The organism is Curtobacterium sp. MCSS17_007 (assembly GCF_003234175.2).
In the GTDB taxonomy this organism is placed as follows: Bacteria; Actinomycetota; Actinomycetes; order Actinomycetales; family Microbacteriaceae; genus Curtobacterium.
Map to the genome: position 1 here is coordinate 1,461,992 of NZ_CP126257.1, position 22,802 is coordinate 1,484,793.

General features: G+C 71.8%; 19 protein-coding genes. 11 read left to right on the top strand and 8 right to left on the bottom strand.

Features of this window, described 5'->3' with window-relative positions; genetic code table 11:
* Positions 1–68: 68 nt before the first annotated feature.
* Complete coding sequence (locus DEJ22_RS06885) at positions 69–782, bottom strand: DUF4191 family protein (RefSeq protein WP_111225922.1); 714 nt, start codon at positions 780–782, stop codon at positions 69–71.
* A gap of 127 nt (positions 783–909) precedes the next feature.
* Here DEJ22_RS06885 and DEJ22_RS06890 point away from each other — a divergent pair, with 127 nt between their 5' ends.
* Positions 910–1,782 (top strand): hypothetical protein, encoded by an 873-nt coding sequence (locus DEJ22_RS06890; RefSeq protein ID WP_181430647.1) that lies wholly within the window; start codon positions 910–912, stop codon positions 1,780–1,782.
* A gap of 100 nt (positions 1,783–1,882) precedes the next feature.
* Here the strand turns inward: DEJ22_RS06890 and sucB are convergent, their stop codons facing one another.
* The 3 genes from sucB to DEJ22_RS06905 all read right to left on the bottom strand — a co-directional run bounded on the left by sucB (position 1,883) and on the right by DEJ22_RS06905 (position 6,449).
* A complete protein-coding gene (gene sucB, locus DEJ22_RS06895) occupies positions 1,883–3,367 on the bottom strand; it encodes a 2-oxoglutarate dehydrogenase, E2 component, dihydrolipoamide succinyltransferase (RefSeq protein WP_111225924.1) in 1,485 nt (494 codons plus the stop codon).
* A 73-nt stretch (positions 3,368–3,440) separates the two neighbouring features.
* Entirely contained in the window at positions 3,441–4,814 is a 1,374-nt protein-coding gene (gene lpdA, locus DEJ22_RS06900) for a dihydrolipoyl dehydrogenase (protein ID WP_111225925.1), read from the bottom strand.
* 153 nt (positions 4,815–4,967) lie between these two features.
* Positions 4,968–6,449, bottom strand: a complete 1,482-nt coding sequence (locus DEJ22_RS06905; RefSeq protein WP_111225926.1) for a leucyl aminopeptidase — start codon at positions 6,447–6,449, stop codon at positions 4,968–4,970.
* A gap of 75 nt (positions 6,450–6,524) precedes the next feature.
* Here DEJ22_RS06905 and DEJ22_RS06910 point away from each other — a divergent pair, with 75 nt between their 5' ends.
* The 5 genes from DEJ22_RS06910 to DEJ22_RS06930 all read left to right on the top strand — a co-directional run bounded on the left by DEJ22_RS06910 (position 6,525) and on the right by DEJ22_RS06930 (position 12,423).
* On the top strand, positions 6,525–7,457 hold the full coding sequence (locus tag DEJ22_RS06910) for a proteasome assembly chaperone family protein (protein WP_111225927.1): 933 nt from the start codon (positions 6,525–6,527) through the stop codon (positions 7,455–7,457).
* 117 nt (positions 7,458–7,574) lie between these two features.
* Entirely contained in the window at positions 7,575–8,894 is a 1,320-nt protein-coding gene (locus DEJ22_RS06915) for an MFS transporter (protein ID WP_111225928.1), read from the top strand.
* Positions 8,895–9,087: 193 nt separating this feature from the next.
* On the top strand, positions 9,088–10,389 hold the full coding sequence (locus tag DEJ22_RS06920) for an RNA polymerase sigma factor (RefSeq protein ID WP_111225929.1): 1,302 nt from the start codon (positions 9,088–9,090) through the stop codon (positions 10,387–10,389).
* A gap of 4 nt (positions 10,390–10,393) precedes the next feature.
* On the top strand, positions 10,394–11,653 hold the full coding sequence (locus DEJ22_RS06925; RefSeq protein WP_111225930.1) for a MurT ligase domain-containing protein: 1,260 nt from the start codon (positions 10,394–10,396) through the stop codon (positions 11,651–11,653).
* Positions 11,650–12,423 (top strand): type 1 glutamine amidotransferase, encoded by a 774-nt coding sequence (locus DEJ22_RS06930; RefSeq protein WP_111225931.1) that lies wholly within the window; start codon positions 11,650–11,652, stop codon positions 12,421–12,423. Before DEJ22_RS06925 ends, DEJ22_RS06930 begins: the two co-directional genes overlap by 4 nt.
* Positions 12,424–12,496: 73 nt before the next feature.
* Here DEJ22_RS06930 and DEJ22_RS06935 read toward each other — a convergent pair whose 3' ends face one another.
* Complete coding sequence (locus tag DEJ22_RS06935) at positions 12,497–12,721, bottom strand: DUF7455 domain-containing protein (protein WP_058728615.1); 225 nt, start codon at positions 12,719–12,721, stop codon at positions 12,497–12,499.
* 177 nt (positions 12,722–12,898) lie between these two features.
* On the opposite strand from DEJ22_RS06935, the gene DEJ22_RS06940 reads away from it, so the two are divergent.
* Positions 12,899–15,016: a DNA gyrase/topoisomerase IV subunit B gene (locus tag DEJ22_RS06940; protein WP_111225932.1), complete on the top strand. Its 2,118-nt coding sequence runs from the start codon at positions 12,899–12,901 to the stop codon at positions 15,014–15,016.
* Between the two features lie 459 nt (positions 15,017–15,475).
* Here the strand turns inward: DEJ22_RS06940 and DEJ22_RS06945 are convergent, their stop codons facing one another.
* Positions 15,476–17,962, bottom strand: a complete 2,487-nt coding sequence (locus DEJ22_RS06945) for a DNA gyrase/topoisomerase IV subunit A (protein WP_111225933.1) — start codon at positions 17,960–17,962, stop codon at positions 15,476–15,478.
* Between the two features lie 25 nt (positions 17,963–17,987).
* Here DEJ22_RS06945 and DEJ22_RS06950 point away from each other — a divergent pair, with 25 nt between their 5' ends.
* On the top strand, positions 17,988–19,154 hold the full coding sequence (locus DEJ22_RS06950; RefSeq protein ID WP_258379506.1) for an alkaline phosphatase family protein: 1,167 nt from the start codon (positions 17,988–17,990) through the stop codon (positions 19,152–19,154).
* A 91-nt stretch (positions 19,155–19,245) separates the two neighbouring features.
* Here the strand turns inward: DEJ22_RS06950 and sepH are convergent, their stop codons facing one another.
* Positions 19,246–20,256 (bottom strand): septation protein SepH, encoded by a 1,011-nt coding sequence (sepH, locus tag DEJ22_RS06955; RefSeq protein WP_181430648.1) that lies wholly within the window; start codon positions 20,254–20,256, stop codon positions 19,246–19,248.
* Between the two features lie 259 nt (positions 20,257–20,515).
* Between sepH and DEJ22_RS06960 the strand changes: the two genes are divergently transcribed.
* Positions 20,516–20,815, top strand: coding sequence for a DUF4193 domain-containing protein (locus tag DEJ22_RS06960; protein ID WP_031272446.1), 300 nt, complete (start codon positions 20,516–20,518; stop codon positions 20,813–20,815).
* Between the two features lie 270 nt (positions 20,816–21,085).
* Here DEJ22_RS06960 and DEJ22_RS06965 read toward each other — a convergent pair whose 3' ends face one another.
* Positions 21,086–21,517, bottom strand: coding sequence for a DUF3093 domain-containing protein (locus DEJ22_RS06965; protein WP_111225935.1), 432 nt, complete (start codon positions 21,515–21,517; stop codon positions 21,086–21,088).
* Between the two features lie 66 nt (positions 21,518–21,583).
* Here DEJ22_RS06965 and dut point away from each other — a divergent pair, with 66 nt between their 5' ends.
* Positions 21,584–22,072 carry a dUTP diphosphatase gene (gene dut, locus DEJ22_RS06970; RefSeq protein WP_111225936.1) on the top strand — a complete coding sequence of 163 codons (489 nt, stop codon included), beginning with the start codon at positions 21,584–21,586 and terminating at the stop codon, positions 22,070–22,072.
* Entirely contained in the window at positions 22,069–22,791 is a 723-nt protein-coding gene (locus DEJ22_RS06975; protein WP_258379507.1) for a DUF3710 domain-containing protein, read from the top strand. The genes dut and DEJ22_RS06975 overlap by 4 nt, the downstream gene beginning before the upstream one ends.
* The last annotated feature ends 11 nt before the right edge of the window (positions 22,792–22,802 follow it).

Sequence of the window (22,802 nt, forward strand, 5' to 3'; positions counted from 1 at the left end):
CCCCGGACGCGACGACGCCCCCGACCTGGCACGGTCGGGGGCGTCGGTGCGACGAGGGCGTACGAGGGTCAGCGCGGCCGGCCGGCACGGGCCCGCATCGGGTCCATGCCCTTCGGGATCGCCGATGCCGGGCCGTGCGTCAGGGAGTCGAGTCGGTTCGCGACCGCGAGGACCTCGTTGCGGTTGAGGGCCTTCTTGTACTTGTTCATGGCGCGGGGGAGCTTGTGCAGGGTCACGCCGTCCTCGTCGTCGTCGACGTGCACCACGTGCACCGGCACGTTCGGAACGATGCGCTGGACCTTGCGACGCTCCTCGTCCACCTGGCGCTTGAGGTTGCCCCGCTGGCCCTCGGTGATCAGGACGACACCCGGCGTGCCGACCGCGCGGTAGACCGCGGCCTGCGAACGACCGTGCACCGCGACGGGCATCTCGCTGGAGCGCCACTGGCGGCGCAGCGAGTTCGACAGCACCGCACCGACGGCGCCGGGCTGCCCAGCGATCTGCGAGTAGGCCGCGCGCTCGGCCAGCCGACCGAGGACGATGAGGAACAGCAGCACGCCGAGCAGGACGCCCGCGACGATCCACAGCGTGATCGCCAGCCAGTTCTGCCCGGGGAGCAGGAGCGCGAGCAGGACGCCCACGACGACGGGGCCGACGAACGCCAGCAGGAACCACCAGACGGACTTCGGGTCGGCCCGACGGGTCATGGTGAAGACCTGGTACATCTGCTTGAGACGACCCGGCTCCTTCGCCGTCGGTGCTTGGGGAGTGCTGCGTGCCATGCGACCAGGATACGGCCTCGGCTCCCGCCTGCAGACCGTCCCTCGTCGAGCTGTGGGCGAACGGTCCCGTCCACAGACGGGGAGCGACGGACGGGAGGCCCACCGCTCCTCCGCCACGCTCGACACCATGACGACGACGGAACGACACGAGCGCTGGTGCGGCGCACGAGACCCGTCCGCGTTCGCGCGGTGGACGGCCGACCGGTCGGCGGGGTGCGGTCCGCACCTCGTGCCGGTGGTCCGGGTCGGCAGGTGCTCGAGCGGGCACCCGGCGGCCGAGGTCCTGCGGCCCGCGGTCCGGCCCCTCGAGTGCACACTCGACGTCGTCGGCGTCCCGACCGAGGGCGTGGCCGTCACCCTGACCGTGCCGCTCCTGCAGGTCGCCCTCGCAGCGCGGAGCGGCGCCGTCGAGGTCGGCACCGTGCCGCTGGACGGGGTCGGCGTCGACGAGTCCGGCGCCGTGGTGGTCGCCGACGTGCCACCTGGTGCCGTGCCGGTGCACGCCGATGGCTCCTGTGGGGCGGAGCCCGGGACCGACGCGGCGCACCCGACCGGTGCACCGTCCGGGCCGCCGGCGTCGGCGCGACCCGCGCGGGACCCCGACGGCCCGAGGCAGCTCGTCCTGGCCGCGCGGGCGGTCTGGGACCGCGTCGATGCACGAGCCGCGGCCAGGGCGGTGCTCGACCCGGCGCTCGACGCAGCGCGGGACGGCGACGCGGTGCTCGTCGGCGAGGCGCTCGACCTGGTCGTCGCAGCGGCCCCGCCCAGGCCCGTACGGTGGACCCGGCCGGTGTCCGAGCTGTTCGACGAGCGCCCGGTCGCACCGACTCCGGCCGGTCCGGCTCCGGGAGACCTGAGCGCGCTCGTCGTGCGGGCGGTCCGCGACGCCGTCGAGCAGGGCATCCCCTTCGGATCCGGGCGTCGACTGCCGGTCCGACACGCGGTCGTCGGGGTCGTCGTCGCCGGGGGACTCACCACCGCGGCGGTCGGCCTCCTGTGAGGACGGCGCCCGTCCTGTCGATCGCGCGACCCCGGGAATGCCGGACGGCCCCGGTCCCTGAGCGGGACCGGGGCCGTCCGGTGTGGAACGGGACGCTGGGTCAGTAGCCGAGGTTCGGGCCGAAGTTGCCCTCCTCGAGGCGGTTCTTGACCGCGACGAGGTACCGCGACGCGTCCGCGCCGTCGATGATCCGGTGGTCGTACGAGAGCGCGAGGTAGACGAACGAACGGATCGCGATGGCCTCCTGGCCGTCGACCTTCACGACGGCCGGGCGCTTCGTCACGATGCCCGTGCCGAGGATCGCCGACTGCGGCAGGAACACCACGGGGGTGTCGAACAGCGCGCCGCGCGAACCGGTGTTCGTCAGCGTGAAGGTGCCACCCGCGAGCTCGTCTGGCTTGAGCTGGTTGTTGCGCGTGCGCTCGGCCAGGTCGGCGATCGACTTCGAGAAGTCCGCCAACGACAGGCTCGAGGCGTCCTTGATGACCGGGGTCAGCAGGCCGCGCTCGGTGTCGACCGCGATCGAGACGTTCTCGTGGTCCGGGTAGACGATCTCGTCACCCTCGACCGTCGAGTTGATCTTCGGGTGCGCCTTGAGGGCCTCGGACGCCGCGAGGGCGAAGAACGGCATGAAGCTCAGCTTCGAACCGGTCTTCTCGAGGAACTCGGCCTTGTTCGCGTCACGGAACTGCGCAACCTTCGTCACGTCGACCTCGACCACGCTGGTGAGCTGCGCGGTCGACGTCATCGACTGCACGGCACGCTCGGCGACGACCTTGCGGAGGCGCGACATCTTCTCGCGGGTACCGCGGAGCGGCGAGGTCTCGGCCACGAACGGACCGGCGGCAGCGGCGGCCGGAGCCGACGAGCCGGCGGACGACGCCTTCGCGGCCGCGGCGAGCACGTCCTCCTTGCGGATGCGGCCGCCGACGCCGGAGCCGGAGACGGTCGACAGGTCGACGCCCTGCTCGTTGGCGAGCTTGCGCACGAGCGGGGTGACGTAGCCGGAGGCCGAGGCGTCCTGGTTCGGGTTCGGCACCGACGCCGAGGCGGTCGCGCCGGACGCGGCCGGAGCAGCAGCCGGAGCCGGAGCGGCGGCGGGGGCAGGGACGGCGGCCGGCACCGCGGCGGGCGGCGGCACCGGAGCGGCCTGCGGGACCGGGGGAGCCGAGGGTGCCTGCGGTGCGGCGGGCTGCGTCTGGCCGCCCGGCGCGGGCTCGGCCTGCTGCGGCTCCGGGGCCTTCTGCTCCTCGCCCTGCTCGGTGCTCGGGGCCGTCTCCGGCTCGCTCGCGTCGGCCGCGGCTTCGTCGGCGCCCTGGCCGTCCGAGGCGTCCGAACCGGAGCCGGAGCCGTCGCCGATCTTGACCAGCGCGGTGCCGACCTCGACCGTCTCGTCCTCCTGGACGAGGATCTCCTCGACGACGCCGGCGACCGGCGACGGGATCTCGGTGTCGACCTTGTCGGTCGAGACCTCGAGCAGCGGCTCGTCGACCTCGACCCGGTCACCGACGTTCTTCAGCCATCGGGTGACCGTGCCCTCGGTGACGCTCTCGCCGAGCGCCGGGAGGTTGACGGATTCGCTCATCGGGTGGGCTCCTGTTCGCGGGTTGCTGTGGTGGTTGGTGTCATTGTCACGGTGTGCACGGTGGACGTGGTCGTCACAGCGCGTGCAGCGGCTTGCCCGCGAGGTGGAGGAAGGCCTCGCCCAGCGCCTCGTTCTGCGTCGGGTGGGCGTGCACGAGGGGGGCGACGTCCTCCGGGTGTGCTTCCCAGTTGACCGCGAGCTGGGCCTCGCCGATGAGCTCACCGACGCGCGCGCCGATCATCGAGACGCCGACGACCGGGCCGTCCACGACGCGGACGACCTTGACGGCGCCCGAGGTGCCGATGATGTGGCTGCGGCCGTTGCCGGCGAGGTTGTACTCGTAGGTGTCGACCTTGTCCTTGCCGTACTCCTCCTCGGCCTTCGCCTGGGAGAGACCGACCGAGGCGACCTCGGGGTCCGAGTAGGTGACCTTCGGGATGTTCGTGTCCGAGATGACGACGGGGTTGAGGCCCGCGATCTCCTCGGCGACGAAGATGCCCTGCTGGAACCCGCGGTGCGCGAGCTGCAGGCCCGGGACGATGTCGCCGACGGCGTAGACGTTCGGCAGGTTGGTGGCGAGGCGCTCGTTCGTGGTGACGAACCCGCGGTCCATCGCGACGCCGACCTCGTCGAAGCCCATGTTCTGCGTGAGCGGGCCGCGGCCGACCGCGACGAGCAGGACGTCGCCCTCGTAGGTCTTGCCGTCCTCGAGCGTCACGACGACGCCGTTCTCGTGCTGGTCGACGTGGTCGAAGCGGACGCCGAGCGAGAAGTCGATGCCGCGCTTGCGGAACGCGCGCTCGAGCTGCTTGGACATCGACTCGTCCTCGGCGGGGATGAGGTGGGGCAGGCCCTCGACGATGGTGACCTCGGCGCCGAACGACTTCCAGACGCTGGCGAACTCGACGCCGATGACGCCGCCGCCGAGGATGACGACCTTGTTCGGGACGTAGTCCATCTTGAGCGCGGTCTCGGACGTGATCACCCGACCGCCGATCTCGAGGCCCGGCAGGGACTTCGAGTAGGAACCGGTCGCGAGCACGACGTTCTTGCCGGTCACGGTCTGGTCGCCGACCTGCACGGTGTTCTGGGAGGTCAGGCGGCCCCAGCCCTCGACGACGGTGATGCCGCGGGCCTTGACGAGTCCCTGCAGGCCCTTGTACTTCGAGTTGATGACGCCCTGCTGGTAGTCGATGACCTTCGGCACCTCGACACCGGCGAACTCGGCGATGACGCCGTACTTCTCCGCGTCGCGCGTGGCGTCGGCGACCTCGGCGGCGTGGAGCAGCGCCTTGGTCGGGATGCAGCCGCGGTGCAGGCAGGTCCCTCCGAGCTTGTCTCCCTCGATGAGCGCGACGCTCATGCCGAGCTCGGCGGCCCGGAGCGCAGCGGCGTAGCCACCACTGCCGCCACCGAGGACCACGACGTCGTAAGTCTGTTCCGTCACCTGGTGCAACTCCCTCGTGCGTGTCGGGGCCCGGGTCGGACCCCACTGGACACCGCGGCGGCGGCGTCCGACGGTCGGACCGCATGGTTCCGGTCCCGTCCCGCTGGTTCCGGCGGGCGCGCATCGGTGCGCAGCCCGCCGGGACCCAACCTACTACTTGGACTGGAGCTCTTCTGCGAGCCCGATGAGCGTCCGGACCATGACACCGGTCGCGCCCTTGCCGAGCCAGCCGTACCCGCCGCCCTTGTGCTCCGACGGGCCGGCGATGTCGAGGTGCGCCCACGGCACGCCCTCGCCGACGAACCGCTCCAGGAACTTGCCCGCCAGGAGCATCCCGCCGGCCGGGTTGCCGACGGTCGCGTTGACCATGTCGGCGACGTCGCTGGCCAGTCGCGCGTCGAGCTCCTCGGGGAGCGGCATCGGCCAGATCGGCTCGGCCACGGCGTCGGCGACCGCGCGCACACGGGCGACCAGGTCGTCACTGCCCATCAGGCCCGTCGTGCGGTCGCCGAGGGCGACGACCTGTGCGCCGGTGAGCGTCGCGACGTCGACGAGCGCGTCGGGCTGCTCGAGCGACGCCGCGGCCATACCGTCACCGAGGACGAGCCGCCCCTCGGCGTCGGTGTTCGTGACCTCGACGGTCTTGCCGTTCTTCAGCGTGAGGACGTCGCCGGGGCGCGTCGCGGAGCCGGACGGCATGTTCTCGGCGAGGCACAGCCAGGCGGTGACCTTCGTGTCGAGGCCGAGGCGTGCGGCCGCGATCGTCGCGGCCAGCACGGTGGCGGCACCGGTCATGTCGGTCTTCATGCCGAGCATCGACGCGGCGGGCTTCAGGGAGAGGCCGCCGGAGTCGAACGTGATGCCCTTGCCGACGAGCGCGAGGTGCTTGCTCGCGGAGGACGGCTCGTAGCGCACGACCACCAGGCGCGGCGGACGCTCCGAGCCACGGCCGACACCGACGATGCCGCCGAACCCCTGCTCCTCGAGCTGGTGCTCGTCGAGGACCTCGACGGTGAGCGGCAGGCCCTCGGCCTGGGCGACGGCGACGTCGGCGACGTCGGCGGGGCCGAGGTCACCGGCGGCGGTGTTGACGAGGTCCCGCACGAGCGCCGCGGCGTCCGCCACGATCGCCGGACGGACGGTGGCGTCGGCGGCGGTGTCGGCCGGCGTGACGACCTCGATGCGCTGGTCGCCCCGCGTCGGACCGGTCGAGCCCGCGCCCTTGTGCCGGGTGAACGCGTAGGCGCCCAGGGCCGCGCCCTCGAGGGCGGCGTCGACGAGCTCGGCGGAGTCGGTCGGGAGCGCGAGGGCGATCGAGGACACCTGGGGGAGCTGTCGGACGGCGCTGCCGGCCGCGGCGCGCACCGAGGCGGCGTCGACGGTCGAGCCGAGTCCGACGAGCGCGATGCCGGCGGCGGTCACACCGGTGCCCGGCAGGCGGACGAGCTGGTCCTTCGCGCCGGTCACGCCGATGGTGCCGAGGTCGAGGTCCGCGAGCACCTCCAGCGCTCCGGTGGCGCTCGGCGCGATCGCGGGCGCGCCGCCGTCGGTGCCGGAGCGGACACCGAGCACGAGGACGTCGGCTTCGACGTCGGAGGGGGTCGAGGTGGTGGTGGAGAGCGTCGGTCGGACCATGCGCCCAGCCTATCCAGCAGGTGTTCGCCGAGAGCGTGGGGTCGACGCACGGGCCGGTCGGGGGTGCCGCCTAGCATGGGGACGGTGAACCACCCCGAGGACCTGTACTCCGTCGCCGATGGCGCACCGACCGTCCCGGCCGGGCTGCACCTGGTCGCGGGCCTGACCGGCTTCGTGGACGCGGGCTCCGCCGTCGCGCAGGTGACGACCTCGATCCTCGACGGTCTCGCCCACGAGCTCGTCGCCGAGTTCGACCCGGACGTCCTGCTCGACTGGCGTGCGCGTCGGCCGGTGATCACCTTCGAGCACGACCACATCACCGCGGTCGAGCCACCGCGTCTGGCCCTGCACCTCGTGCGGGACGAGCTCGGGCAGCCGTTCCTCTTCCTCACCGGGTACGAGCCGGACTTCCAGTGGAACCGGTTCGTCGACGCGGTCACCGGTCTGGCCGACCGACTGCAGGTCGCGGACACGACGTGGGTGCAGTCCATCCCCATGCCCGTCCCGCACACCCGTCCGATCAGCCTGACCGTGTCTGGTACCCGTGCCGACCTCGTCGAGCAGATGAGCGTGTGGAAGCCGGAGACCCAGGCGCCCGCGAACGTCCTGCACCTGGTCGAGCACCGGCTGACGCAGCTCGGCGAGCAGGTCACGGGGCTCGTCCTGCTCGTCCCGCACTACCTCGGTGACACCGAGTTCCCGGATGCCGCGGTCACGGCGCTGTCGAGCATCTCGGCGGCAACCGGCCTGATCTTCCCGACCGACGCGTTGCGTGAGTCGGACCGCGAGTTCCGGACCCGGGTCGACGAGCAGGTCGCGGGCAACCCCGAGCTCCAGCGCCTGGTCGGGGTGCTCGAGGAACGACACGACACGTACATGGAGGGCAACCCCGTCGCGTCGCCCCTCACGAACGTGGACGGCGAGGTCCCGACGGCGGACGCCATCGCGGCCGAGCTCGAGCGGTTCCTGGCTGACCGCCGGTCCGACGGCGACGCGTCGACGGACTGACGCCAGCTGGGCGGGCCAGCACCGCGAACGGCCTGGAGGCTCCTCCACAGCCCGCACCGCGCCTCCCGTCGTCCACAGCGTGCGTCGGGCGCGGGGGCGCCTCGCTAGCCTGGTCGGGTGAACTCCCGCCGTGCCTTCCTCGTCTGGGGCGTCGCGGTGCTCGCCTACGTCCTCGCCGTGGTGCAGCGCTCGTCGCTCGGTGTCTCCGGGGTCGACGCGCAGGACCGTTTCGCGGTGTCCGCGGCGGTCCTGTCGACGCTCGCCGTCGTGCAGATCGCGGTCTACGCCGGCTTGCAGATCCCGGTCGGCATCGCGCTCGACCGCGTCGGACCACGGAAGCTCGTGCTGCTCGGCGCCGCGTTGCTCGTGGTCGGACAGGCCGTGGTGGCCTTCTCGCCGACGATCGGGCCGGCGATCGCGGGCCGCGTGCTCGTCGGGGCGGGCGACGCGATGACCTTCATCTCGGTGATCCGCCTGGTGCCGATGTGGTTCACGGGGCGGATCCTGCCGCAGATCTCGCAGTGGACGGGCAACCTCGGACAGGTCGGCCAGGTCCTCTCGGCGTTCCCCTTCGCGGTGCTGCTGCACACCGCGGGGTGGACGCCGGCGTTCGGTGTCGCCGCGGCCGCGAGCCTGGTCGGGCTCGTCCTCGCGGTCGTGTTCGTCCGGAACGGCCCGGTGGCGGTGCGCACCGACACCATCCCGCTCCCGCACTCGTGGCGCGGTGCCTTCCACACGTTCGGTCACGCGCTGCGTCGCCCGGGCACGCAGCTCGGCTTCTGGTCGCACTACGTCACGCAGTCGTCCGGCACGGTGTTCTCGCTGCTGTGGGGCGTCCCGATGCTGCGCGGCCTCGGCTACACCCCGTCCGAGGCGGCCGGCTTCCTCACCGTCATCGTCCTCACGGGCTTCGTCGTGGGGCCGGTGCTCGGTGTGCTCTGCGCCCGGTTCCCGCTCCGTCGGTCGAACCTGGTGCTCGGCATCGTCCTGGCGCTCGGGGTGGTGTGGACCGCGGTGCTGCTCTGGCCGGGGCAGCCGCCGACCTGGCTGCTCGTCCTGCTGGTGCTCGCCATGGGCGTCGGGGGCCCCGGATCCCTCATCGGCTTCGACTTCGCCCGCAGCTTCAACCCGGTCGGCTCGCTCGGCTCGGCCAACGGCGTCGTGAACGTCGGCGGGTTCCTGGCCGCCTTCGTCATGATGTTCCTCATCGGGACGCTGCTCGACGTCGTCTCGGGTGCGACGGGGCGCACCGTCTTCGCGTGGGAGAACTTCCGCGTCGCGCTCACCGTGCAGTACCTGGTGGTCGGGTTCGGCGTCCTGATGCTGTTGCTCGCGCGCAGGCGGACCCGGCGGGAGATGCACGCGCAGGACGGAATACGGGTGGGGCCGCTCTGGGTTGCACTCGTTGCGCGCCTGCGGAAGAAGGCCGTGCAATAATGGAGGACGGACCCGTTCGGGCCCCTCACGCCCGCGTCGCCTCGCTGCGCCGCGGGAGTCGGGGGACTTGACATGGGTCCTCATGCTGCCCGGAACGGTAGGACCTGGCGACGCGGGGGACTGCGGCGCAGGCCCTGGGCGGCGAGGGAGAGCCACGACCCCACGAGCGTGGCACGACGAGAGAGGTGATCGCATGGCTGCCCGGAGCACGACGATCGATCCCACGAAGGACACCGAGCCCGAGGGCGTCGCGGCGGACGACGCCGACGCGGCCGAGGGGAAGGCCGCGCCGAAGAAGCGCGCCACGAAGACCACCGCCACGAAGAAGACCGCCGCGAAGGCCGCACCGAAGAAGACGGCGACGCGCGCGAAGAAGAAGGCCGACGACGACGACGAGGACGACGAGGTCGTCGAGCCCGCTGAGGACGCGGCCGACACCGACGACGCCGACGGCGACGCCGAGGAGACCGAGACCGAGGACAAGGACGCCAAGCCGGACGCCGCTGCTGCGGTCGCCGCTGGTGCGCTCGTCATCTCGCAGTCCGACGACGACGAGGCGCCCGTCTACTCGACGACGATCACCGGTGCCACCGCCGACCCGGTGAAGGACTACCTCAAGCAGATCGGCAAGGTGGCACTCCTCAACGCCGAGCAGGAGGTCGAGCTCGCGATGCGGATCGAGGCCGGCCTGTTCGCCGAGGACAAGCTGCAGCACTCGACCGGCCTGTCGAAGCCCGAGGAGCGCGAGCTCCGCTGGGTCGCCCGTGACGGTCAGCGCGCGAAGTCGCACCTGCTCGGTGCGAACCTCCGTCTCGTCGTCTCGCTCGCCAAGCGCTACACCGGCCGCGGGATGCAGTTCCTGGACCTGATCCAGGAGGGCAACCTCGGTCTCATCCGCGCGGTCGAGAAGTTCGACTACACCAAGGGCTTCAAGTTCTCGACGTACGCCACCTGGTGGATCCGTCAGGCGATCACCCGCGCGATGGCCGACCAGGCCCGCACCATCCGCATCCCGGTGCACATGGTCGAGGTCATCAACAAGCTGGCCCGCGTGCAGCGCCAGATGCTGCAGGACCTCGGCCGCGAGCCCACCCCGGAAGAGCTCGCGCGCGAGCTCGACATGACCCCGGAGAAGGTCGTCGAGGTCCAGAAGTACGGTCGCGAGCCGATCTCGCTCCACACCCCGCTGGGCGAGGACGGCGACTCGGAGTTCGGCGACCTGATCGAGGACACCGAGGCGGTCGTGCCGGCCGACGCGGTGGGCTTCACGATGCTGCAGAAGCAGCTCGAGAGCCTGCTCGACTCCCTGTCCGAGCGCGAGGCGGGCGTCATCCGCATGCGCTTCGGCCTCGGTGACGGCCAGCCGAAGACCCTCGACCAGATCGGTGACACGTTCGGCGTGACGCGCGAGCGCATCCGTCAGATCGAGTCGAAGACGATGGCGAAGCTCCGCCACCCGTCCCGATCGCAGTCGCTCCGCGACTACCTCGAGTAGGCCGATGCGCTTCCTCATCCCGATCCTGGTCGGGCGGATCCTCCGCGCCCTCGCCCGAGCGCGGGGCGGTGGGTCCGCCTACCCGGGCTACATCGTCCTCAAGCTCGTGCCGGACTTCCTGCAGCACGTGACGAAGCAGTTCCCGAACGGCGTCGTCTTCGTGCTCGGCTCGAACGGCAAGTCCACGACGACGCACATGATCTCCGACATCGTCCGGGCGCACGGGCTCCGCGTCTTCACGAACCCGTCCGGGGCGAACCTGCCCCAGGGCATCGCCTCGGCGCTGCTGTCCGAGGTGTCCCTGACGGGCAAGCTGAAGGCGGACATCGGCATCCTCGAGGTCGACGAGGCCTTCGCGGTCGAGCTCGCCGGCATCCTGTCGCCCTCCACGGTGACGATGCTCAACGTGCAGGTCGACCAGCTCTACCGGTTCTTCGAGACCGAGCGCGTCGCCGCGATGATGCTCGACACCGCGGCACTGTCGACGGCGAACGTGATCACGAACCGCGACGACCAGTTCCTCGACGCGTACGCAGCCCGCTCGGGGCAGCGCGTGCTCCGCTTCGGCGCGAGCACCGAGGTCGTCGCCGCGGCTCCGAACGGGTTGCAGAACGCCGACGACTTCGACCGGACTGCGGGCGACCCGAACCCGGCCGAGTCCGAGGTCGTCGCGAACACCGGTGACGGGGCGACGATCCGCTTCGAGGGCACGGACATCCCCGTCCGTCTGCCGGCGCGCGGTCTGCACTACGCGGTGGATGCAGCGGCTGCGACCGCGACCGCGAGTGCCGCCCTGGGTGGGCAGTTCCGCGCGGACGCCGTGACGAAGGCCTTCGGCACGATGAAGCCGGCGTACGGCCGCGGCGAGCGTCTGCCGATCGCCGGCGAGTCCGCCGAGTTCACGATGTTCAAGAACGCGGCGAGCCTCCAGCTCAACCTCGATGCCCTGCCGGACCACCCGGAACAGGTCCTCATGGCGATCGACGAGGGCACGCCGGACATCTCGTGGATCTACGACATCGACTTCTCGAAGCTCGACCACGTGGACGTCGTGTCCGGTGACAAGGCGTGGCAGATCGCGATCGCGCTCGAGCACGCCGGTGTCCGCATCGGACGGGTCGAGCCGGACGTCGAGGCCGCGATCCGGCACATGGAGCAGCTCGGCTCGACGACGTCGGGCACGAAGAACTTCATCGTCAACTACGAGATCATGATGATCGCCCGCAAGGCCCTCGGCCACGGCGACATGGAGAAGACCGCATGACGGCCGAACGGCTGACCATCCTGCACGTCTACCCGCGTCAGATGGGTGTCTCGGGGGACCGCGGCAACGTCGTGGCCCTCACCCGTCGTGCCGCGGCCGCGGACATCGCGACCAAGGTCGTCGAGTACGCCCCGGGTGACACCCTGCCGACCACCGCCGACGTGGTCGTCGTCGGCAACGGCCCGCTCAGCGCCATGCGCTCCCTGGGGGTCGACGTCACGCGCATCGGTCCGGTGCTCCGTGACCTGGCGGCCGCCGGCGTGCCGGTGGTCGCCGTCGGCGGTGGCTTCGACCTCGCCACGAACGAGGTCGTGCCGACGGAGGGGTCCCCGGTCGCGGGCTTCGGTGTGTTCGACGCCCGTGCTGTCCGGGGTGCCGAGCGCCGGGTCAACTACTTCGTGCTCGACACCCGCTACCCGCTGCTGTCCGGGGCGCCGGTGCGTGTCGCCGGGTTCGAGGACCACGCCACACGGATCGAGCTCGGCACGGGCGTCGAGCCCTTCGCGGACGTCGTGTCCGGCGGCGGGAACCAGGCCGGCTCGCCGGTCGAGGGCGCGATGAACGGCACGTCCTTCGGGACGCACACGCAGGGCCCGATCCTGCCGCTCAACCCGCAGCTGACGGACGCGGTCCTCGCCGCTGCGACGACTCGACTCGGGCGCGAGTACGCGCCGGAACCGGAGCGCACGGCGACGATCGACCGGTACGCGCGCGAGGCGCGCGCCACCATCGACCGGTACGTCGACAAGGCGTTCAAGCGGATCGCCTGACGCGACCACACGAACGAACGGGAGGCGCGGTGCCAGCTGGCACCGCGCCTCCCGTTCGTTCGTCTGGTGACGACTACTTCGACTCGTGGAGTCGGCTGCTCTCGTCGTGCCACTCGAGCGCGGTCGCAGCGAGCTTGTCCTTGAACTCGGCACCGTGGTGGGCGCAGAAGTAGAGCTCGCCGCTGGCCATGGTGGCGCGGATGTACGCCTGCGCTCCGCAGCTGTCGCAGCGGTCAGCGGCGGTGAGCTGGTGGCTGCTGGCTTCGTCGATGGAGAGGTCGTGCACGGTCTGGGTCATTGCTGTGCTCCTCACGGATCGCAGGTGGTGCGGGTGGACACCCATTTGAACACGAGGTGGCTGGGAGTCGTGCATCCCGGACGGCCTGTTTCGCTGAGCGCGGAGCGGGTGTCCCCAGTCCGAGGCGCGCCGCTCGCGCGGCCCTCGGGTGTCGGTGCCCGTCGGTACCATCTGCGGGTGAGCTCCGACTACTCCGCGCGCCATCTCTCCGTCCTCGAAGGGCTCGAGGCGGTCCGGAAGCGACCGGGCATGTACATCGGCTCCACGGACTCCCGTGGCCTCATGCACTGCCTGTGGGAGATCATCGACAACTCCGTCGACGAAGCCCTTGCCGGGCACGGCGACGAGATCGGCGTCGTCCTGCACGAGGACGGCTCGGTCGAGGTCCGCGACACCGCGCGCGGCATCCCCGTCGACGTCGAACCGAAGACCGGGCTGACCGGGGTCGAGGTCGTCTTCACGAAGCTGCACGCCGGCGGCAAGTTCGGCTCGGGGTCCTACGCGGCGTCCGGTGGGCTGCACGGCGTCGGCGCCTCCGTCGTCAACGCGCTGTCCGAGCGTCTCGACGTCGAGGTCGACCGCGGCGGCAAGACGTACGCGATGTCCTTCCACCGTGGTGAGCCCGGCACCTTCGCCGGTGCGGGCCCGGACGCCCCCTTCACGCCCTTCACCTCGGGCAGCGAACTCCGGGTCGTCGGCAAGGTGAAGAAGGGCGTGACGGGTTCGCGGATCCGCTACTGGGCGGACCGCCAGATCTTCACCTCGGACGCGAAGTTCAGCACGAGCGACCTGGTCAGCCGGGCGCGACAGACGGCGTTCCTGGTGCCGGGTCTCGGCATCACGATCACGGACGCGCGCCCGTCGTCGATCGAGGCGGCAGCCCAGCGAGCCGAGGCGACGGGGACCACCGTCGCGAGCGGTCCCGTCGTGGAGCGCTTCCGCTACGAGGGCGGCATCAGCGAGTTCGTGGAGCACCTCGCGGTCGACACGGCCGTCACGGACGTCTGGCGGATCGAGGGAACGGGCACGTTCACCGAGACCGTGCCGATGCTCGACGACAAGGGGCACATGGTCTCGACCTCGGTCGAGCGCGAGTGCCAGGTCGACATCGCGCTCCGATGGGGCAGCGGGTACGAGACCGTCGAGCGCAGCTTCGTGAACATCATCGCGACGCCGAAGGGTGGCACGCACCTGACCGGCTTCGAGTCCGGGCTCGTCAAGGCCGTCCGCACCCAGGTCGAGGCGAACGCCCGGAAGCTGAAGGTCGGCCAGGACAAGCTGGAGAAGGACGACGTCCTCGCCGGTCTCACCGCCGTGCTCACCGTCCGGCTGCCCGAGCCGCAGTTCGAGGGCCAGACGAAGGAGGTCCTCGGTACGCCCGCGGTCCGGAAGATCGTCGACCAGGTGGTGTCGAAGCGCCTCACCGAGATCCTCACCTCGACACAGCGCACGGAGAAGGCGCAGGCGGCGATGCTGCTCGAGAAGGTCGTCGCCGAGATGAAGACGCGCATCTCCGCGCGCACACACAAGGAGACCCAGCGCCGCAAGAACGCGCTCGAGAACTCCTCGCTGCCGACGAAGCTCGCCGACTGCCGCAAGCAGGACGCCGAGGGCACCGAGCTCTTCATCGTCGAGGGCGACTCCGCGCTGGGCACGGCCAAGCTCGCCCGCAACAGCGAGTACCAGGCGCTCCTGCCGATCCGCGGCAAGATCCTCAACGTGCAGAAGGCGTCGGTGTCGGACATGCTGTCCAACGCGGAGTGCGCCTCGATCATCCAGGTGATCGGTGCCGGCTCCGGCCGCTCGTTCGAGATCGACCAGGCACGCTACGGCAAGATCATCATCATGTCGGACGCCGACGTCGACGGCGCACACATCCGCACCCTGCTGCTGACGCTGTTCTTCCGGTACATGCGGCCGATGATCGAGCAGGGCAGGGTGTTCGCAGCCGTGCCGCCGCTGCACCGCGTCGTCGTGGTGAACCGCGGCAAGCCGAACGACACGCTCTACACCTACTCCGAGGCCGAACTGCAGGCGGTGCTGAAGAAGCTCGCGAAGCAGGGCAAGAAGTACCAGGAGCCGATCCAGCGGTACAAGGGCCTGGGGGAGATGGACGCCGACCAGCTCGCCGAGACCACGATGGACCGGGCGCACCGCACGCTCCGTCGGGTGAACGTGACCGATGCCGAGAGCGCCGCGAAGGTGTTCGAGCTGCTCATGGGCAACGACGTCGCGCCGCGCAAGGAGTTCATCCTGGCGGGCGAGGGGCTCGACCGCGACCGCATCGACGCGTAGCGGCGGTCGGCACCGGACGGCCCGCTACCCTCCCGCGACGCCGGCGTACCGGCGGGACGCCGTCGTACTGCGGGAGACACCGCCGTCGCGGCGGGACGCCGCCGTCGCGGCGAGACGCCGCCGGATCCGACGGTGTCTCGCGCGGGCCGCGGCGTCTCGCGGAGTGCCCGGCGTCTCGCGACCGCGGGCTGCGGCGTCTCGCGGAGTGCCCGGCGTCTCGCGACCGCACACATCTGCTGGGCGACCGTCCGATGGACGGGAGGCGCGGTACCCGCTGGCACCGCGCCTCCCGTCCGTCCTGGCCAGGTTCCCGTCGCGCGACCTGCCGCGCACGAGCGTTCCGGTCGCACGACGCGCCGTCGGTGCTGCGTCCGGACGGCAGGTCGTGCGACCAGAGTCCGCCGCGGCCGCAGCCCGCGCGGCGTAGCCGTAGCACAGCCGCCGCGCAGTCGCAGCCGGCTACGCCTCGCCGGCGGTCCCGTCCAGGGCCGCAGCGCTGCCGCCGATCGAGACGATCACGGCCTCGAGCGGCGCACCGGATCCGTCGCGCTTCGACAGCCAGTCCGGCAGCGTGCGCGCCGCGCCGTCCGTGCCGACGGCGTGCGGGGGAGCGATGCCCGCCCACGCCACGGTGAGGCCGTCCTCCCCCTTCAGGAACGCGTGCGCCCGCACACCCTGGGTCGCCCGGCCCTTCGCCGGGAACTCCGAGAGTGCGGACACCTTCGCCCGACCGGCGTCCGTCCCGGGCAGCGCACCCGACGACGTCGAGACGGTGGCCACGACGGCGTCGTCCGACCGCGCGACCGACCCGAACCAGATCACGGTCGCGCCCGACGACAGCGAGACGCCCGCGACACCGCCGGCGGGCAGCCCCTGCGGGCGCACGCCCGACGCCGGGAACCGCAGCAGCTGCGCGTTGGAGGTGATGAACACCAGGTCGTCCGTCTCGGGCGCCTGGGCGGCACCGACGACGGTGTCCTTCGGCTTGAGCCCGATCGCGACGAACTCGTCCTTGTCGGGCCACGCCCCGGTGGTCACACGCTTCACGGTGCCCTGTGCGGTACCGATCGCCAGCGAGTCGGCTGCGTTCGGCGACAGGTCGACGAGGGCCACGACGCTCTCGGTCCGCGCGATGCCGAGGTACTCGGACACGCGGACGCCGGCGTCGAGCCGGACCGATGCCGGGGGGACGGCGGGGACGTCCACGGGGGAGAACCGCAGCACACGACCGGTCGACGTGAGCGCGCCGATCTGACCGCGCACCGTCGACACCACGGTCGACCGGACCGCGTCGTGCTTCGATCGCTTCGGTACCCGCACGATCCCGAGGTCGGTGTCGGGGATGTCGACCCGGACGAGCCGCCCGGTGGTGGAGAGCAGCACGCGGCACGGCGCGTCCGCGATCTGCAGCGACTCGGGGTCGACCGCGGCCTTCCGGCCACCGCGCACGGGGGCGTCGGCCTCGGTGAGCAGCGTGCGGCGGGGGGTGGCGAACCGGTCCGACACCTCGGTGAGCTCCTGGGCGACCTGGGCGCGGAGTCGCGCGTCCGACGCCAGGAGTTCCTCGAGTGCGGCGATGTCGGCGAGGAGCTGGTCGCGCTCGCTCTCGAGCTCCAGGCGCGAGAACTTCGTCAGGCGGCGCAGTCGCAGCTCGAGGATGTACTCGGCCTGCACCTCGGACAGGTCGAACACGTCCTGCAGACGCGTGCGAGCGGTCTCCGAGTCGTCCGAGGAGCGGATGACCTCGATGACCTCGTCGATGTCGAGGATCGCGATGAGCAGGCCCTCGACCAGGTGCAGCCGTTCCTTGCGTCGGGCGAGCCGGTACTGGGAGCGTCGGGTGACGACGTCGAGCCGGTGCTGCACGTACACGTCGAGCAGTTCGCGGAGGCCGAGCGTCCGCGGCGACCCGTTCACGAGGGCGACGTTGTTGATGCCGAAGCCGTCCTCGAGCGGGGTGTGCTTGTAGAGCTGTTCGAGCACGGCGGTCGGGTTGAAGCCGGACTTGATGCCGATCACGAGCCGCAGCCCGTGGTTCCGGTCGGTCAGGTCGTTGACGTCGGAGATGCCGACGAGCTTCTTGGACTGGACGCCGTCCTTGATCTTCTCGATCACGCGCTCGGGTCCGACCAGGTACGGCAGCTCGGTGACGACCAGACCCACCTTGCGCGGCGTGAGGTTCTCGACGCTCACCTTCGCCCGCGTGCGGAACGAGCCGCGTCCGGTGGCGTAGGCGTCGCGCACCCCGGAGAGTCCGACGATCGTGCCACCCGACGGCAGGTCCGGGCCCGGCACGAACTCCATGAGTTCCTCGAGCGTCGCCGTCGGGTTCAGGAGCAGGTGCTTCGCTGCCTCGATCACCTCGCCGAGGTTGTGCGGCGCCATGTTCGTCGCCATGCCGACCGCGATGCCGGAGGCGCCGTTGACGAGCAGGTTCGGGAACGCCGCCGGCAGCACGCCCGGCTGCATGATCTGGTTGTCGTAGTTCGGGACGAAGTCGACGACGTCCTCGTTCAAGCCCTCGGTCATCGCCATCGAGGGCTCAGCGAGCCGGGCCTCGGTGTACCGGGCGGCCGCGGGACCGTCGTCGAGCGAGCCGAAGTTCCCGTGGCCGTCGACCAGTGGCACGCGCATCGTGAACGGCTGTGCCATGCGCACGAGCGCGTCGTAGATGGCCCCGTCGCCGTGCGGGTGCAGCTTGCCCATGACCTCGCCCGTGACGCGGGCGCTCTTCACGTGCCCGCGGTCCGGCCGGAGCCCCATCTCGGCCATCTGGTACAGGATGCGTCGCTGCACGGGCTTGAGGCCGTCGCGCGCGTCCGGCAGGGCCCGCGAGTAGATGACGGAGTAGGCGTACTCGAGGAACGAGCCCTGCATCTCCTCGGAGACGTCGACGTCCTCGATGCGCTCACCGTCGGGCAGGCCGACTGCTTCCGTGCGTGCCATGGGACCTTTCTGGGAGGATCGTGGGGTGCCCCCCAGCGTACCGAGCGCCCCCGACGCCACCGCGAACCTCGCCGACGTGCTGCCCAGTTGCCTCGTCGCGCTCGGTGCCGCCGACGCCACGTGGCTGCGCGCCACCGGCCGGGAGGCACGGATCGCCCTCCGTCCCGCCCGCTCGGTGGTCGTCGTGCTGGTCGACGGTCTCGGCTCGTCCGCGCTCTCCGCCCGTGCCGGGCACGCGCGCTGGCTGACCGCCGCCAAGGGCGGCGGCACGCTGAAGCGGCTGCGGAGCGGCTTCCCCACGACGACGGCCGCCGCGCTGGCCACCCTGACGACCGGCAGGTCCCCGGGCACGCACGGCGTGGTCGGGTACAGCGGGTGGGAGCCCGACGGCGAGCGGGTCGTCAACCTGCTGAGCGGCTGGGACAGCGAGGTTCCCGCAGGCTGGTTGCTCGCGAGCACCGTCTTCTCCGAGGCGGCCGGACTCGGGGTCGACCCCGTCGTGGTCGGGCCCGCACGGTACGCATCCTCGGGGATGACCGCGAACGTGCTCGGCGGGGCGCGGTACGAGGCCGCCGACAGCATCCCCGAGCGGGTCGACGCCGCGTTGGCAACGACCGCAGCGGGCCGCTCGCTCGTCTACCTCTACGTCCCGGAGCTCGACTCGATCGGGCACAAGCACGGATGGGAGTCCGACCGGTGGACCGCGGCACTCGAGCTGCTCGACGGGGAGCTCGCACGGCTCGCGGACCGGGGCGCCGGTGACGTGGGCATCCTCGTCACCGCCGACCACGGCGTGCTCGACGTGCCCGCCGAGGCGAACATCGCGATGGACCCCGGGCTGCTCGTCGACGTCGTCGGGATCGCCGGCGACCCGCGCTGCCGCCAGCTCGCGGTCCGTCCGGGGACGGACGTGCCCGCGCTGGTCGAGGCCTGGCGCTCCCGCTACGGCAAGCGGGCGTACGTGGCGAGCCGTGCGGAGGCCGTCGCCGCCGGGTGGTTCGGCGCCGTCGACGAGCGGGTGCTGCCACGCATCGGCGACGTGGTCGTGGTGGCTCGGGGGTCGTGGGCCTTCAACGACGACCGCGACCTGGACCCCCGCAGGGAACCGAAGCGGATGATCGGGCAGCACGGCGCCATGACGGACGACGAGGTCTTCGTGCCCCTGCGGCTGGCGGGCGCCTTCGCGGGCTGACCCGGGCGGGAACGCCGCAGCCCCGCGACGCGACGAGCGTGGCGGGGCTGCAGCGAGCCTCCCGTCCGGGGATGCCGGACGCGCGGCGGGATCAGGCGGGGTCCTCCGGGCGGGTGCCGAAGACGATCTCGTCCCAGCTCGGCATGGACCGGCGGTTGCGCTTCTTCCGCTCCGAGCGGCCGTCGGACTCGGGTGCCGAGGCCGGACGGTCGTCGCGCTCCGGCGCCGAGGCCGACGAGGTCTCGTACCCTTGCAGCGGGACGTCCACGACGCTGATCGAGGTGCCGCGGGGCTCGTCCTGCTGCTCGGTGAACGAGGCGGCCTCGCGCTCACCACGGCGGCGGCGGAGCGCCTCGAGCAGGTCGGCGGTCTCGTTGCCGGGCGACCGCTCCTCGACCGGGGCGGCGCCGATGCGCGGGAGCGGGGCGCGGAGCGGGCGCTCCTGGACCTCGGGCTCCGTCGCCTCCTCGACGGGCTGCTCGACGCGGAACGCGCCCGAGTCGAACCGCGTGCCGTCGGTGTCGTGGTGGTCGTTCTCGACGGCGCGGAGGCGCGGGGCGATGCCCTCGTCGTCGGTGTGCGAGAGCCGGTGCGCGTCACCGTTGTCCGGCGTGAGCGTCGAGGTCTTCGGGTCGAACAGCCACTGGGCGTCGTGCTCGACCTCCGAGGCGGTGTAGCGGACGCGCACCTGCCAGCCCTGCTCGACGTTCTTCCACGAGGCCCACTGGACCGAGGTGGCCTCGCCGGACTCGAGCTTCGCCTCGATGGCCGCACCGAAGGTGTCGGGAGCCTCGGCATCGGTCGGCGTGACCGGGACGCGACGGGCGGCGTCGAGGATGAAGGCGCGCTCGGCGAGCACCGGACCCTCGAAGCGTCGGACGTACTCGACGTCGACGTCGAGCGCGGCGGCCACGTCGGCTGCGTCGGCCCCGCCGCGGATGCGGGCCTGGACGTCCTTCGGCGACACGCGCTTCTGCGGGCCGGCGTCGGGGTTGGCCTGGCGGACCTGGCTCGACAGCGACGCGGTGACGGGCAACCGGAACTCGGTGCCGCCGTCGGTCGCGAGCACGAGTGCCCCGGACTCGACTCCGATGACTCTCACGTCTTGCATGGTTGCGCCTCCCGAGCGTTGCGTACGGTCGTGCTCGTACCCTCAGGAGTATGCAGCCGTGCGTGCTCGATCCGGCGGAGGCACACGGGCGTGCCGCGCACTCCCACACCCGGGGAATGTCCGGGTCCTGCGACCGGTTGCACGGCCTGACGATCCCGCACGGCGTTCGGTTTGCGCTCTCGCGGGTCGTGGTGCAAACTGTCGCCGCCGATCACCGGCGACGACCTCTCGACACGAGAAACGGATGGGCATGGCCACCGATTACGACGCCCCCAGGAAGACCGACGACTCCTCTGACTCGGAGTCGATCGAGGCCCTCAAGGAGCGCGTGCCCGACAAGATGTCGGGGGTCGTCGACGATGATTCGGACAACCCCGGCAGCTTCGAGCTCGCCGGACAGGACCTCAGCGACGTCGACCTCGACGTCGTCGTGCTGCCGCCGCAGGTCGACGAGTTCACCTGCGTCGAGTGCTTCCTCGTGAAGCACCGCTCGCAGCTCGACCACGAGTCGAAGCTCGGCCCCGTGTGCGCGGAGTGCGCCGCGCTCTGAGCACGCGTCACGAACGGCCCGTCACCCCTCGCGGGTGGCGGGCCGTTCCGCGTGCGCGGGGTGCGCGCCGGGCGCGAGCGGGCGTGCCTGGTGTATCCCGGCGTACCTGGCGGGTCCGGGCACACCGGGCGGGAGCGGGCGTATCTGGTGTTCCGGAACGACCAGCCGTGCCCGGAACCGCTCCCTACTGCACCCGTTCTGGGAAGGAACGGGCGGGGCGGGGGCGAGCTGAGCCTCCCGGCCGCCCGCGCACCCCGACCGGACCCCGCGTCAGGAGCGCAGCGCGTCCACGACGGCCTGGGGGTCCCGTGCGCTGACCAGCCAGTAGGGCGTCGGGTCCGCCGGGTCCGCGACCTCGACGCGCACGACGCCCCGCACGTACCCGCGGAACAGCGTCCAGGCGCGGGCGTCGAGCGCCGGCCCGCGCTGCGTCGTCGCCTCGGCACCCTGGTACGCGGTGGCCTCGCCGACGAGCGCCCGGGGCAGGTGCGCCCTGCCGGCGCGGAACTCGGTGTCGGTGACCTCGATCGTCGGCGCGAGGGCCCAGAGCAGCACGAGCACCCCGAGGTACATGCCGACGGCGACGAGCACGCCGGCCAGCACGCTGATCGGCAGGAACACCAGCAGGCTGGCGGGGATGACGAGGGCCGTCGCCAGGTAGAGGGCGGGCGGGGCCCAGAGACGTTCGCGGTACACGGTCACCCCTCCATCCCATCACGATCCGGAGCAGGTCACGGAACGGTCACGGTCGTGCACTACCCTCGTCTCGTGACCGAACCAGTCGACGTGCTCTGGACCGGGGAGAACGCTCCCGTCCACGCCCACCCCGGAGACGCCGGTGCCGACCTCGTCTCGACGGAGGCCTTCGTGCTGCAGCCCGGGGAGCGCCGGCTCGTCGGCACCGGACTGCGGATCGCCCTGCCCGAGGGGTACGTGGCGTTCGTGGTGCCGCGGAGCGGCCTCGCCGCGAAGCACGGCATCACCATCGTGAACGCGCCGGGCACCGTCGACTCCGGCTACCGCGGCGAGGTGAAGGTCGCCCTGCTCAACACCGACGCGTCCGAGCCGTACGAGGTGCACGTGGGCGACCGCATCGCGCAGGTGATCGTCATGCCGGTGCCCCGCGTGTCGTACACCCGCGTGGACTCCCTGCCGGAGAGCGTCCGTGGTGCGGGCGGGTTCGGCTCCTCGGGCTACGGTGACCGCAGCGCCCTCCGCGGCGCTGCCGACGACTTCCAGGAAGGACGGAACGCATGAAGTTCGGTCGACGCAAGCGTGACGAGGTCGAGGTGGCGGCTGCCGTCGCCGACGACGCCGTGGTCGCGGACACGACGCCGGAGGTCGACATCGCGACCGATGCCGACGCGGACCTCGACGAGGTGGACGCGGTCGCGCCCACGGACAAGTCGGCGCCCGCCGACCGTGCCGAGAACGGCCCGCACGACGAGACCGAGGCGAACCTGGTGCGACCGTACGTCGACCTCGGCGGCGTGAAGGTCCTCCCGCGCGAGGGCCTGCACCTGCGGCTCGAGGTGGAGGAGGGTTCGCAGCGCGTCGTCGCCGTCGGGCTCGACTACGACGAGTCGACGCTCCAGGTCCAGCCGTTCGCAGCACCGCGGTCCACGGGTCTCTGGCACGAGATCCGTTCGCAGATCGCGGACCAGATCGAGCGTCAGGGCGGTCGCGTCGAGGAGGTCGACGGCCCCTTCGGTCCGGAGCTCCGCGCCCTGGTGCCGGTCGTCACCGACGGCTCCGGCGCCACCGACGGCGCCCGCGCCGCGCGCTTCATCGGCGTCGACGGCCCGCGCTGGTTCCTGCGCGGCGTGATCGCCGGCAAGGCGGCCGAGCAGCCGGACGACGCCGCCGAGATCGAGGAGCTCTTCCGCAGCGTCGTGGTCGTGCGCGGCACCACGCCGATGCCGCCGCGCGACCTCATCCCGCTGCACATGCCGAAGTCGACGCAGACCGCCGTCTGACCCCGGCTGCC